General features: G+C 66.1%; 10 protein-coding genes. 4 read left to right on the forward strand and 6 right to left on the reverse strand.

What is annotated here, in order from left to right; translation table 11 throughout:
- Nucleotides 1–32: 32 nt before the first annotated feature.
- The 4 genes from DSAT_RS09750 to DSAT_RS09765 all read right to left on the reverse strand — a co-directional run bounded on the left by DSAT_RS09750 (nt 33) and on the right by DSAT_RS09765 (nt 3604).
- Nucleotides 33–467 carry an HMA2 domain-containing protein gene (locus tag DSAT_RS09750; protein ID WP_020887341.1) on the reverse strand — a complete coding sequence of 145 codons (435 nt, stop codon included), beginning with the start codon at nt 465–467 and terminating at the stop codon, nt 33–35.
- A complete protein-coding gene (locus DSAT_RS09755; RefSeq protein ID WP_020887342.1) occupies nt 464–2686 on the reverse strand; it encodes a heavy metal translocating P-type ATPase in 2223 nt (740 codons plus the stop codon). The genes DSAT_RS09750 and DSAT_RS09755 overlap by 4 nt, the downstream gene beginning before the upstream one ends.
- A gap of 1 nt (nt 2687) precedes the next feature.
- Nucleotides 2688–2960 (reverse strand): hypothetical protein, encoded by a 273-nt coding sequence (locus DSAT_RS09760; RefSeq protein ID WP_020887343.1) that lies wholly within the window; start codon nt 2958–2960, stop codon nt 2688–2690.
- A gap of 350 nt (nt 2961–3310) precedes the next feature.
- Nucleotides 3311–3604 (reverse strand): HMA2 domain-containing protein, encoded by a 294-nt coding sequence (locus tag DSAT_RS09765; protein ID WP_020887344.1) that lies wholly within the window; start codon nt 3602–3604, stop codon nt 3311–3313.
- A 196-nt stretch (nt 3605–3800) separates the two neighbouring features.
- Here DSAT_RS09765 and DSAT_RS09770 point away from each other — a divergent pair, with 196 nt between their 5' ends.
- Nucleotides 3801–6479: an ATP-binding protein gene (locus DSAT_RS09770; protein WP_020887345.1), complete on the forward strand. Its 2679-nt coding sequence runs from the start codon at nt 3801–3803 to the stop codon at nt 6477–6479.
- A 2-nt stretch (nt 6480–6481) separates the two neighbouring features.
- Nucleotides 6482–7921: a sigma-54-dependent transcriptional regulator gene (locus DSAT_RS09775; RefSeq protein WP_020887346.1), complete on the forward strand. Its 1440-nt coding sequence runs from the start codon at nt 6482–6484 to the stop codon at nt 7919–7921.
- A 151-nt stretch (nt 7922–8072) separates the two neighbouring features.
- Here DSAT_RS09775 and cobT read toward each other — a convergent pair whose 3' ends face one another.
- Both cobT and DSAT_RS09785 read right to left on the reverse strand, forming a co-directional pair.
- On the reverse strand, nt 8073–9140 hold the full coding sequence (gene cobT, locus DSAT_RS09780; RefSeq protein WP_020887347.1) for a nicotinate-nucleotide--dimethylbenzimidazole phosphoribosyltransferase: 1068 nt from the start codon (nt 9138–9140) through the stop codon (nt 8073–8075).
- Between the two features lie 98 nt (nt 9141–9238).
- Nucleotides 9239–10564: an ATP-dependent 6-phosphofructokinase gene (locus tag DSAT_RS09785; RefSeq protein WP_020887348.1), complete on the reverse strand. Its 1326-nt coding sequence runs from the start codon at nt 10562–10564 to the stop codon at nt 9239–9241.
- A 233-nt stretch (nt 10565–10797) separates the two neighbouring features.
- Between DSAT_RS09785 and DSAT_RS09790 the strand changes: the two genes are divergently transcribed.
- Together DSAT_RS09790 and DSAT_RS09795 are read left to right on the forward strand one after the other, a co-directional pair.
- A complete protein-coding gene (locus DSAT_RS09790) occupies nt 10798–11265 on the forward strand; it encodes an Hsp20/alpha crystallin family protein (protein ID WP_020887349.1) in 468 nt (155 codons plus the stop codon).
- 159 nt (nt 11266–11424) lie between these two features.
- Nucleotides 11425–12273 (forward strand): zinc metalloprotease HtpX, encoded by an 849-nt coding sequence (locus tag DSAT_RS09795; RefSeq protein WP_020887350.1) that lies wholly within the window; start codon nt 11425–11427, stop codon nt 12271–12273.
- The last annotated feature ends 454 nt before the right edge of the window (nt 12274–12727 follow it).

Genomic DNA, 12727 nt, shown 5'->3' on the forward strand with positions numbered 1-12727 from the left:
TCGCGCTCAAAGGGTGGCTGCGCCAGGGGCGCTTACAGCGTCAGCCGCTTGCGGTGGTGCGTAAGGTGGCCCGAGAGGCAGGCCGCGAAGACGAGCCCCGTCACGATGTGCGCCCGCTCCCGCCCCAGGGCGGCGAGCAAGAGACTCGTGGACAGCGAGGCCATCATCCCGAACTTGGCGTAGCGCGGCCAGACGGGGCGCTTGGCCCCCTTGCCGCCCACGGCGGCGCAGCCGGGCGCGGCGTCGAGCTCGGCCATAAGCTTGTCCAGCGCGGCCAGAAGCTTCACGTCCTTGCCCGGGGCGTGGCGCACGAGCAGGCTGCCCGTGCGTGGCGAGGCCGAAACCTGCGAGACGTGCGGCACGGCAGCCAGCCGCGCCCGCGCGTCCTCGGCCCGAGCCTGATCGCGCAGCGCGGGATGGCGCAGCCGGATTCTGCCGGGCAGGGTGTGCAGTCGTGTCCGGGTCATGGCGTGTCCTCCGTGGGGGTGCATGCGCGCGGCGCGGGCAGGGCCAGCGGACGCACTGCGTTCAGGGCCGCAAGCACCGTCCCCAGGTTGTGCAACAGGGCCGAGGCCGCCGGTCGGAGCAGACCGAGCAGGCCCATGAGCAAAAGTCCGGAATTGAGGCCGACGATCAGCCGGAAGTTGAGCGAGATGCGGGCCAGCGCCGCGCGTGAGATATCGATGGCCACGGGCAAGGCGCGCAGATCGTGCCCCGTGAGCAACACGTCGCAGACCTCGCGGGCCACGTCCGCTGCCTGGGAGAGCGAGACGCCGACGTCGGCTTCGGAGAGCGCCCAGGAATCGTTGACCCCGTCGCCTATCACGGCGACCACGTGGCCCGCGGCCTTCAACTCGCGCACCAGGGAGCGTTTGTCCTCGGGCAGCATGCGTGCGCGCACCTCGTCGATGCCTGCCGCCCGGGCCGCCGTCTCGGCCGCTTCCTGGCCGTCGCCCGTGACCATGACGATTCGCTCGATGCCGCGCGCTCGAAGCGCCGCCACCACGTCCGCCGCCTCGGGCCGGATGGGATCGTCGAGCAGGATGAGGCCGGCGGGTTCACCGCCGATGGCCATGTGCAGCACGGAACAGCCACCGCTCGTTTTGGCTTTCTTGAGCATGGCGGCTGGAAAAGGCGGTATTCCCTCGTCTTCGTGCACGAAATGGGCGCTGCCCAGAAGAACCCGCTGGCCGTGGATCATGGAGGCGATGCCGTGGGCCGCGATGTACTGCACCTCGGCGTGCTCCTCCTTGTGCGTCAGCCCTTCCTCATCGGCCTTGCGCACCACGGCGCGGGCCACGGGGTGCGGGAAGTGCTCCTCCAGGCAGGCCGCGAGGCGCAAGAGGTCGCGGGCGTCGCGGCCCTTGACGGGCAAAACGGCTTGCACCGAGGGTCTGGCCTCGGTCAGGGTGCCGGTTTTGTCGAACAAGGCAACATCGGCCGTGGCCAAAACCTCCATGAACCGACCGCCCTTGATGAGCGCTCCGGCTCCGGCCGCCTGGCGCATGGCCGCAAGCACGGCCAGGGGCGTGGCCAGCTTGATGGCGCAGGAATAGTCCACGAGCAGCACCGAGGCTGCGCGCGTCGGGTCGCGGGTCAGGAGATAGGCGCCGCCCGCAAGGCCCAGGCTGAGCGGCACCACGGCATCGGCCAAGCGCTCGGCCCGGCCCTGGATCATGGCCTTGGAGCGCTCTGAATCCTCGATGGCCGCGAGCATGCGACGAAGCCTGGTTTCGCCTCCGGCCTGGCGGGTGCGGATCACGATCACGCCGTCCTCGACGACGGTGCCCGCGAAGACCGAGGCCCCGGCCGTGCGCCGCACCGCCAGCGGCTCGCCCGTGAGGGTGGACTGGTTGACCATGGCCTCGCCTTCCTCGACGATACCGTCCACAGGCACGGCCGAGCCGGTGCGTACGACCACAAGATCGTCCGGCACGAGATCGGAGGCGGGCTTGGAGACTTCCACCCCGTCCACGCGCACCCAGGCCACCCCGTCGTCCAGATGCAGCGCCTCGGCCAGATCCTCGCGCGAACGCTTGCGCGTCCACGACTCCAGGAATTCGCCGATGCCCAGCATCACGACCACGGTCATGGCCGAGCGGTAATCACGCCGGGCAAGGGAGATGGCGATGGCCGTGGCGTCGAGCACATCCACGCCGAGATGGCCCCGCGAGAGCGAGCCCAGGCCTTTTTTCAGATAGGGCCAGGCACGATAAAAGGTCATGGCCCCGCGCACGGCAGGAGGCATGAACGAGCGCATGAGCAGGAAACGAGCGACCATGCCGATGCCCTGCAAAAGGCCGCCGAGCCGACCTTGGCGCACGGGGGCGATGTCGCTCCCCGGCTCGGCCTTTGCCGCGCAGGGCCGAACGGCCAGGACGCAGGCGGCCTCGCGGGGCGTTTTATCGCGCCCGCGCGAAAGACGTGCGGCCTCCTGCCTGATCGCGTCGAGACCGCTTGCGGCCACGGTGCGCAGCACAGCCTCGCGTGTTGCCGCGTCCGGACTGAAACGGATCAGAAGACTGCCCGTGCGTGGCGAGAAAGTCGCCTCGCCGACCCCGGAAAGGGAGCACAACCGCTCCAGCAGGGTGTCGCCGTCGATGCCCGGGCCGGGCAGGGCCGGACGAAAGCGTATCCGGCCGGGCAATTCGTGGGCGATGGCGAAGGCCGGACCAGGCACGGTCATCCTATCCCTCGGCCTTCTTCGGAGCGGGCTTCGCCGCGGGCTGCCGCTCCTTGTCCGTGCGCAGATGCTCGGCCTCGGCCACCACGTCCTCGACTTCCTCGCGGGCTCGTTCGAAGGCGGCGGCGGCCTTGTCGCGAAGTTCCATGCCTCCGGCCATGAGGCCGGCCAGCGCGGGCTTGAGGTTCAGGTTGCCGCGCGAGACGGCTACGGCTCCGAGCGCGCCGGCCGCAACGCCCAATACGAAAAAGAGGCCGATCTTCATGTTTTCGTTCATGGTGAGCTCCTTTGACATTTCGCCCCGGCAGGGCAGGTGTTTGATGGAGAAAACGGATTATGGCGGAAAATACTACACGAACGGTCACACGTAGTCATCTTGTGATTCGCAATTTCAGGATGCCCCTGTTGGAGCCCCTCTCGCCTACCAGTGTCGAAAAAGAGAGTCAATCTCAATTTCACTCGAAAAAATATGCGCCCCCGTGCGAATCGTCGGGGCAGATTGCCGCGTCTTGGCGCGCAGTCATGCGGTTGCTGGAAACGGCGCGCAAACGTGGCGGCGGACGCGCCATGAACGCACGACCTGGGGAAGATTTAGGACGGATCGGAGCGTGGGGAACGGGTTGCCGCTCAAGCGGGCCAGAGCAGCAGCGCGGCGCGGCGGGCCTCGCCGGGATCGGGGGAGGCGAAGAGCGCCTGCACGAGGTCCGGGGAAAGCCGCGCCTCGTCGTATTCGATGAGCACCGAGCCGGTCAGGCGGTTCACCCGCACGGCCCTAAGCCCTTCGGCCCCGGAAAGCTCGTCCAGGCGTCCGGCCTCGGGTAGGACGGAAAGTGTCGGCGCGGCGCGCAGCCTGACTCGGCCTGGCAAATGGCTGACCAGGCGCACGTGGGGCCTGAGCGCGAGCAGAAGATCGATGTCCACGGGGCTCCTGTGTTTTCCTCCAAGGCGGAAACGCAGAGTGCATACGGCAACGGCGCCACCTTGCGCAACCTTTGGACGAGGGTTTGCCAGGGTAACGCCCTTCCCTGGCAGCGCCGGGCTTTTCATTTGCGTCGGGCTTTTGTATCCGGATACGAGCCGGGGCGTGCACGTCCCGCAACCTGCAACCGGGATATTCATGGCCTCTGTCCGATTCTTCCGCTTCTGCCTGGCCCTCGCCCTCGCCTGGGCTGCCATGTGGGCGGTCCCGTCCGTTGCACGCGAATCCGCCGTGCAGGGTCCCGACGCGCCCAAGCACCAGGTTTTGTTCCTGAACAGTTATCACAACGGCTATTCCTGGTCTGACGACATTCTTGCGGGCGCGCGGCGCACCCTGCGCGACAGCACGTACGCCATCGACCTGCAACTGGAGTACGTGGACGCCAAGAAGCATCCGGGCCGTGAGAACATGGCGCTTTTGGCCAGGCTCATGGCTTCAAAGTTCGCGCAGACGCGCTTCGAGGTCGTCATCGTCTCGGACAACGACGCCTACGACTTCATGCGGGAATACGGGACAAAACTGTTCCCCGGCGTTCCCACCGTCTTTTGCGGGGTCAACGACTTCAAGCCCGAGGAGATCGTGGGGCTGCCCATGACCGGACTCGTGGAGAATCCCGACATCGAGGCCAACCTCAGGCTGGCCGCGCTTTTGCACCCCGATCGCCGCCGCATGGTGGTCATCGCCGACGAGTCCGTGACCTCGCGGGCAATTGTGGCCCAGTTTAGGCAGGCTGCGCCGCGCTTCGCCGCGCGCTTCGACTACGAGTACCACAACGTCGAGTCTCCGGCCGAACTCGTGGCGCTCGCGCAGGCCACTGGCGACAACGACGTCGTCTTCTACGTGCCCATTTACCTGGAGGAGGAAGGATATACCTACTCGGCCGAGGAGGTGCTGCGCATGCTTTCGACGCACACCAACGCGCCGATCTATAGTGGATGGGAGTTTCTGCTCGGCCACGGCATGGTCGGCGGCAAGCTGCTTTCGGGCGAACGGCACGGCGCGGCCGCGGCGTATATGGCCCTGGACATCCTGGACGGGGCCAAAGTCCACGACATTCCCGTGGAACATGCGCCCCAGGACGAGAACGTCTTCGACTGGCCCGTGGTCAAGCGCTTCCTGATTCCGATGAGTTCGCTGCCCGAGGGCAGCCGCTTCATCAACCAGCCCGCGCCCTTCTACGAACTGCAAAAACCGATTTTCTGGACCATCATCGCTTCCTTGGTGATCATGAGCGCGATCCTCGTGCAGCTCATTCTGACCAACGCCAAACGCCGTCGCGCCGAGGAGCAGGTCAAGGAGCAGCTCAACTTCATGCAACTCCTCCTCGACACCATCCCTCAGCTCGTCTACTGGAAGGACGCCAAGGGCCGCTACATGGGCGCAAACAAGTCCTTCGCCGATTTCTTCGGCCTGGGAGACCCGCGCAAGGTCATCGGGCTCACCAACCACGATCTGATGCACATCGACGACCACGCCCGGCGCGGCGACGACGCGGATCAGGAGGTGCTCGTCTCGGGCACTGGCATGACCCGCATGATATGGGAGCTTTCCAGGCCCGACGGCCAGGCCGCCACCTTGGACATCACCAAGGTGCCGCTCTCCGACCACAAGGGGCAGGTCGTTGGCGTGCTCTCCACGGCGGAGGACATCACCAGCAAGGTCAGCCTGGAGCGCCAGCTCCTGCAGTCGCAGAAAATGGAAGCCCTGGGCACCTTCGTTTCGGGCATCGCCCACGACTTCAACAATATCCTGACCACGGTCATCAATTCGGCGGAACTGGCTCTTTTGGACCTGCCAAAGGACGCCGAGGCCTTCCAGGACATCCAGCGAGCGCTGCGCGCGGCGCAGCGCGGTTCGCGGCTGGTCATGCAGATGCACACCTACTCCCGGCCTTCGCGCGAGGGGTTCAAGGCCGTGGACATCGCCCTGGCCGTGCGCGAGGCCCTGGGCCTTCTGCGCGTCTCGCTGCCGGGCAACATCAAGGTCGTGGAACGGATCGAGCCCGGCCCCTCCACGACCATGGCCAACCCCACGCAGATTAACCAGGTGGTGATGAACCTTTGCACCAATGCCTTTCAGGCCATGCGCGAGACCGGCGGGGTGCTCACGGTGGGACTTTCGCGCCGCGCCATCGATACACCGCCTCCCGGCGCGCCGGATCTCGCGCCGGGAACCTATCTGCTCCTGGCCGTGGAGGACACCGGGCCAGGCATCCCCGAAGTCATCCGCGACAAAATATTCGACCCCTTCTTCACCACCAAGGACAAGGGCGAGGGAACGGGCCTTGGGTTGGCCGTGGTCCAGGGCATCGCCAAGGCCCACAAGGGTCGGGTGGTGCTGGCTCCCGCGCAAGGTGCGGGCGCGCGTTTCGAACTATGGCTGCCTTGCTCCGAATGCGCTCCCGCGGCCGAGGTGGACCAGGTGAGCGCGCCGCGTGAGGGCAGCGAGCGCATTCTTTTCGTGGAGGACAATCCTGATCAGCTTGTCGCGGTTCCGCGCGCCCTCTCACGCCTGGGCTATCAGGTCACGCCCGCGCGAGGCGCACTCGAAGCCCTGGACGCCCTGGCCTCGGGCGAGCGCTTCGACGCCGTGGTCACGGATTACGACATGCCCGAGGTGGACGGCGTGGAGTTCGCCCGCAGTCTGGCGCAGATCGCCCCGGGGCTGCCGGTGGTCATGGTCTCGGGCAGGCGCGGGGCCATCGAGGCCGCGCAACGCGCTCCGGGCATAGGCCGGGTGCTCATGAAGCCCTACAGCGTGGGCGAGCTTTCCCGGGCCCTGGGCGACATGCTCGACGATTTTTCGAACGGGAGGTGAGCATGGCCATCGTGCTGGTCATCGACGACGATGAACGCATCCTCGAAACCATGCGCAGGGTTATCGAGCGCATGGGGCACACGGCGCTCGCCGCCCCGACCCTGGCCGAGGGACTCAAGCGGGTCGAGGCGGGCGGGGTGGACGTGGTGTTCCTGGACATCCGCCTGCCCGATGGCGACGGCCTTGCTGCCCTGCCCGCGATCAAAGTCCTGGACGACGCGCCCGAGGTCATCATCCTGACCGGGCAGGGCGACCCGGACGGCGCGGAGCTGGCCATCCAGGAAGGCGTGTGGGACTACCTGGTCAAACCCACGCCCATCCGCGAGACCATGCTGACCTTGGAGCGGGCCCTGCTCTACCGCCAGGAGAAGCGCGCCAGCCAAGGCCCGGCGGAACTGGTCCTGGACGGCGTGGTCGGGCTCTCGCCTCGCATGAAGGGCTGCTACGAGGAAATAGGCCGCGCTGCGAGCACCACCGCCCCGGTGCTGCTCGTGGGTGAGACGGGCACGGGCAAGGAACTCGTGGCCCGCACCATCCACGCCAACTCCCCGCGCGCGACCGGACCCTTTGTGGTCATCGACTGCGCCTCGCTGACCGAGAATCTGGTCGAATCGGCCCTGTTCGGCCACAAGAAGGGCTCCTTCACCGGGGCCACCACGGACCGCACCGGACTCGTGGCCCTGGCCGACGGCGGCACGCTCTTCCTGGACGAGGTGGGCGAGATGACCCTCTCGCTGCAAAAGGCGTTTTTGCGCGTGCTCCAAGAGCGGCGCTTTCGTCCCGTGGGAGGGGTCCGTGAGGAGTCGAGCGATTTTCGGCTCATCGCGGCCACCAATCGCGACCTCGAAGACATGGTACAGGAGGGGACGTTCCGCCAGGACCTCTACTTCAGGCTCAAGACCTTTGTCATCGAGCTGCCGCCGCTCCGCGAGCGCAGCCAGGACCTGAAGCTTTTGACCATGTATCGCATGGGCGCATTGTGCGAGCAGCACGGCATGCCGCCCAAGCGCTACGACCCCGAGTTCTTCCAGGCCCTGGCGGCGCATTCCTGGCCGGGCAACGTGCGCGAGCTGTTCGGCGTCTTGGAATCGGCCTTTCACGCCGCGGGCACCTCGCCCATGCTCTACGCCCGCCACCTGCCCCAAAACCTGCGCATCGCGCTGGCCCGGGCCGCCGTGGCCCGCGCCCGGCCCATGGAGTCCGAGGCCGGGGAGGAGCGGCCCGCCATCGCCGAGGCGGCCGCGCCGCAAATGCCCGTTGACCACATGCGTGTGGACGTGCACCTGCCGCTGAAGGCTTTCAAGGACGAAGCCGAACGCGCCTACCTGAACGCCCTGGCGCGTGAGACCGGCGGCGACATCGAGACCATGGTCGCCCGCTCGGGCGTCTCCAAGTCCCACCTCTATGCCCTACTCAAGAAATCAGGCGTGGTGTTGGGATAGCAGACTGTCCCGAAAGCACCGCTTCGCAGACCGCTCCAAAGGCGCCAGATGCAAGGCGCAAGGGAAATCCAGGCCCGACGCGTATCAAAGAATACGCGAGGGACTGGATTTTTCGCCGCAACGCCGCAGATGGTGCTTTTGGAGCGGTCTGCTAGGTTTCGGCTTCGCTTACACCCGCATCCGCGAAACTCGCCATTTCGTTCCACATGGCGCAGGCGCAGCGCATCAGGTGCAGGGCCAGCGCCGCGCCAGTGCCCTCGCCCAGGCGCATGCCCAGATCGAACAGCGGCCGCGCGCCGAGCTTTTGGCAGATGCGGGCGTGGCCCGGCTCGGCCGAGGCATGGGACAAGAAGCAGTAGTCCGCGGCCGTGGGGCACAGGCGAAGCGCGGCCACGTAGGCCGCTGTGGAGATGAATCCGTCCACCGCCACGGGGATGCCCCTGGCCGCGCAACCCAGGATGAGTCCGGAAAGCGTAGCGATCTCGAAGCCCCCGAGCGCCGCGAGTACGGCCAGCGGCCCCTTGTCGAGAGCCGTGTGGTTGACCTCGATGGCGCGGCGGATGACCACGGCCTTTTTGCTGACGGCCGCAGCGTCGAGCCCCGTGCCCGGCCCCGTGACTTCCTCGGGCGAAAAACCCAGGTAGGCGCAGTAAAGAGCCGTGGACGGCGTGGTGTTGCCGATGCCCATGTCGCCCGTGCCCACTGCCCGTATGCCCTCGGCCGCGCAGTCGTTCGCCAGGTCCAGGCCGAGATGAAGCGCCGCAAGGCACTGCTCCTCGCTCATGGCCGGGCCGTGCGCGAAGTTGGCCGTGCCCGGCGCGATCTTGCGTTGGATGAGGTCCGGATGCTCCGGGTAGCGCCCGCCACACGAGCCCGCGTCCACCACCTTCAGGCCGATGCCCGAGGCCCGGCACAGGGCATTGATGCCGGCGCCGCCGCTCAGGAAGTTCAGGACCATCTGGCGCGTGACCTCCTGCGGGAAAAGCGAGACACCCTCGGCCACCACGCCGTGGTCTCCGGCCACGGTGTAGACGCGGCAGGGATCCGCGCGCGGCGGCTCGCCCTGGCCCACGAGCCACAGCGACAGGGCGATCTCTTCCAGGCGGCCGAGGCTGCCGCGCGGCTTGGTCAGGTTGTCCAGGTGGGCCTGGCCGCGTTCACGCAGGGATAAGTCGGCCGGGCGGATGGAGGCGATGGTCTGGTCGAGGCGTTCGCGCATGGGCGTTCTCCGTTTCTTCATTCAGGAATCATTTCGCGGGGGTGGGCGACGGACAAGGCCCCCTTGCGGGGGCCTGCCAAGGTCGTCGTCGGGTCGGCCTAGCCGCCGTCGGGATTGAAATAGACGTACTGACCCGTGCTCTCCAGCACGCTGCGCCAGTAGTTGGAGCAGACGTCGATCTTCTTGCGGCCCTGCGTGACCAGGGACAGCGGCATGTGCACGTAGTAGCCGTTCCATTTGGAGACGACCATGCCGGTTTTGCCCGCCATGGCCGCGTGCACGGCGTTCTGCCCCAGGAAGCCGCAGTAGATGCAGTCGTTGGAGTTGGCGGGCACGGAGCGCACCATGTAGCTCGGATCAATGTACTTCAGAGTGTGGTCGATGCCTTCGGCTTTCATGTGTTCGGCCACACGCCTGATGATGAGGCTCGCGATGTCGCCGAGCTTGATGTTGCCCGAGGCGTCGGTCTCGCCCGTGGAGCGCAGGAGAGCCTGGCCCGCGCCTTCGGCCAGCACGACGACGGCATGACCGCGCCGCCGCAGACGGCGGGTGAGCGCCGCCAGAAAGCCCTTCGGCCCGTCGAGTTCGAAGTTGTCCTCGGGCACGAGCACGAAATCCACGTCGCGCAGGGCCAGGGCGCTTTGCGCGGCGATGAAGCCGGATTCGCGGCCCATGACCTTGACCAGGCCGATGCCGTTCGGCGCGCCCAGCGCCTCGGCGTGGGCGCAGCGGATGGCCCGCGTGGCCTCCTGCACGGCGGTGTCAAAGCCGAAGGTCTGGGAGATGAAATTGATGTCGTTGTCGATGGTCTTGGGCACGCCGATGACCGCGATCTTGACCTTGCGCCGGGTGATTTCCTCCACGATGCGCGCGGCCGCCCGCATGGTGCCGTCCCCGCCGATGACGAAAAGGCAGGAAATGTTCCTGCGCTCCAGGAAGTCCACGATCTCCTCCACGGGCTGCGGCCCGCGTGAGGAGCCCAGGATGGTGCCGCCGAACTCATGGATGTTGGCCACCGCGGCCGGGGTCAGGTCCAGGGGCGTGTGGCCGTGACGCTCGATGAAACCTTCCAGGCCGTAGCGGATGCCGAGCACCGAGGAGACGCGGTAGTTGTGGTGCGCCTCCAGGGTGATGGCCCGGATGACGTCGTTGATGCCGGGGCAAAGCCCGCCGCAGGTGACGATGGCGCAACGCGTCTTGGTGGGGTCGAAGTAGATGCGCTCGCGCGGCCCGGCCATCTCGATGGTCGGATTGACGCCGTTTGGCGGAATCGCGCTCGGGCTGACGTGGACGTAGATCCGCGCATCGTCCGGGATGAAACGGCCGCAACGCAGGTTCGAGGGGATTTTGGCCGGACCCAGGCTGCTGATGGACAGATCTTCGGGCAGTTCTGGAGCGGGTAGGCAGGAGATTTCCGGAAACATGGCGCGTATCCTCGTGGGCTCTTCGGTTCGCTCAACCTGCGCCAACCTACCCGCGCGGCTTGGCCTTGGCAAGGCGAGGGCGATGCGGCATTGACACTCGACAGAGGGATATTACCTTCTTTAACGGCTCTTTCGCGCCTTGTGGCATGGCAAACGAATGTGTAATGGGGCTTCATGAGGCGCCCTTTGCGGCGCGGCCCAATATCTAGAAAGACCAAGGCGGGCGAGAAGACATGGCCAAGCTGAACGTGAACCCCTGGCTGCTCATCGAGGACATGCGCGGACGCATGGACGACCTCATGGACCACCTTGCCGATCCGCGCGGCGCGCGTGAGCGGCCCGGAAACCGCCACGAAGGGGCGTTCGTCTGGCAGCCAAGGGCAGACGTCTACGAGACGGCCGACCAGGTGACCATCGAGATCGAATTGCCCGGCCTTGCGGCCGAGGACATGGCCGTGGAGGTCGAGAAGGGGCACGTGCGCGTGTACGGCGAGCGGCGCTTCGTCAAGGATTCCAAGGGCCCGGCCTTTCACACCCTGGAGCGGGCCCATGGGCCTTTCGAGCGCGTACTGCCGCTGCCGACAGAGGTGGAGGCGAACGGCGCGCGCGCCGTATTGCGCGACGGTCTGCTGACCATCGTCCTCGCCAAGCGTGAAAAACCAGCATCGAGTCGGCGCATTCACGTCGCCATGCGCGACTGACCGGGCCGGGCCGCTGAAAAGGCGTCATCCGCGACGCTGCCTCGAGCCGGGCGAATCCGTCTCGCGCGGCGTGCTTCCGGCGCTTTTTGCGCGGCCCAGGGAACGGATTTCGAACAGACTGCAAACGTCAAAAAAGCAATTCCAAGGAGACCGGCCACAATGACCAGTCAACTCAAGACCGCGCTGCTTCTGGGCGCGCTCACCGCGCTCATCCTGATCATCGGCAACGCCATGGGCGGCCAGACCGGCCTCGTCATCGCCTTCTTTTTCGCGCTGGCCATGAACGTGGGCAGCTACTGGTTCTCAGACAAGATCGTATTGTCCATGTACAAGGCCCGCGAGCTTGCCCCGCACGACGCGCCCGGCCTGCACGCCATGGTCGAGGAACTGTCCCGCAATGCGGGCGTGCCCAAGCCCAAGCTCTACATCGTGCCCCAGGAATCGCCCAACGCCTTCGCCACCGGCAGGAATCCCGAGAACGCGGCCGTGGCCGTGACCGAGGGGCTGATGCGCATTCTCTCGCCCGAGGAGGTGCGCGGCGTGCTGGCGCACGAGATCGCCCACGTGGCCAACCGCGACATCCTGATCCAGACCGTGGCCGCGATCCTGGGCTCCGTGATCATGATGCTTTCGAGCATGATCAAGTGGGGCGCGATCTTCGGCATGGGCCGCTCCAGCAACAGCGAGGGCGGCAACCCCATCGCGGCCATCGTCCTGGCCATCCTCGCGCCCATGGCGGCCATGGTCATCCAGATGGCCATTTCGCGCTCGCGCGAGTACCTGGCCGACGCCACGGGCGCGCGCATCTCGCACCAGCCCCTGGCCCTGGCCTCGGCCCTGGACAAGCTGGACCGCACCAGCCGGGGCGTGCCGCTCGACGCCTCCCCGGCCACGGAGAACATGTTCATCGTCAGCCCCTTCTCCGGAGGCTCCATGGCGCGCTGGTTCTCCACCCATCCGCCCATCCCCGAGCGCATCGCGCGGCTTAGGGCCATGGCCGGGAAATAGCCGTCCTTTGCTTCGGCCGCTCAAAACGCGCCATCCGCGGCGTTGCCGCGACAAATCCAGTCCCTCGCGTATTCCAAATACGCTTCGGGCCTGGATTTGTCTTGCGCCTTGCATCTGGCCCTTTTGAGCAGCCTTGGGAAGGCTGGGGAAACGAGTTTGGCAACGGCTCAAGCCCCCGGAGAACGGAGATGAAAAAATGACAGCAGGGCCCCGAAGCATAGGGCCTTGCTGCTTCCAGGATCAATAGGGGAGGTGATTGCTTACTACAAAGTCTATAATATTGCCCACTAATTTCCTAATGAAAATTTCTATCAAAATTCGTGTGAACCAGCGAATTATTGAATTAGAATAAGGATTCTTGTTTTTCTTCATGCTTCCTACCTCATGTTAGTGGATACAAAAATGATCCGTTCGTTCAGAGGAAGAGTTAAGGGGGAAGTTTTGCGAACAAGAA

Source organism: Alkalidesulfovibrio alkalitolerans DSM 16529, from assembly GCF_000422245.1.
In the GTDB taxonomy this organism is placed as follows: Bacteria; Desulfobacterota; Desulfovibrionia; order Desulfovibrionales; family Desulfovibrionaceae; genus Alkalidesulfovibrio; species Alkalidesulfovibrio alkalitolerans.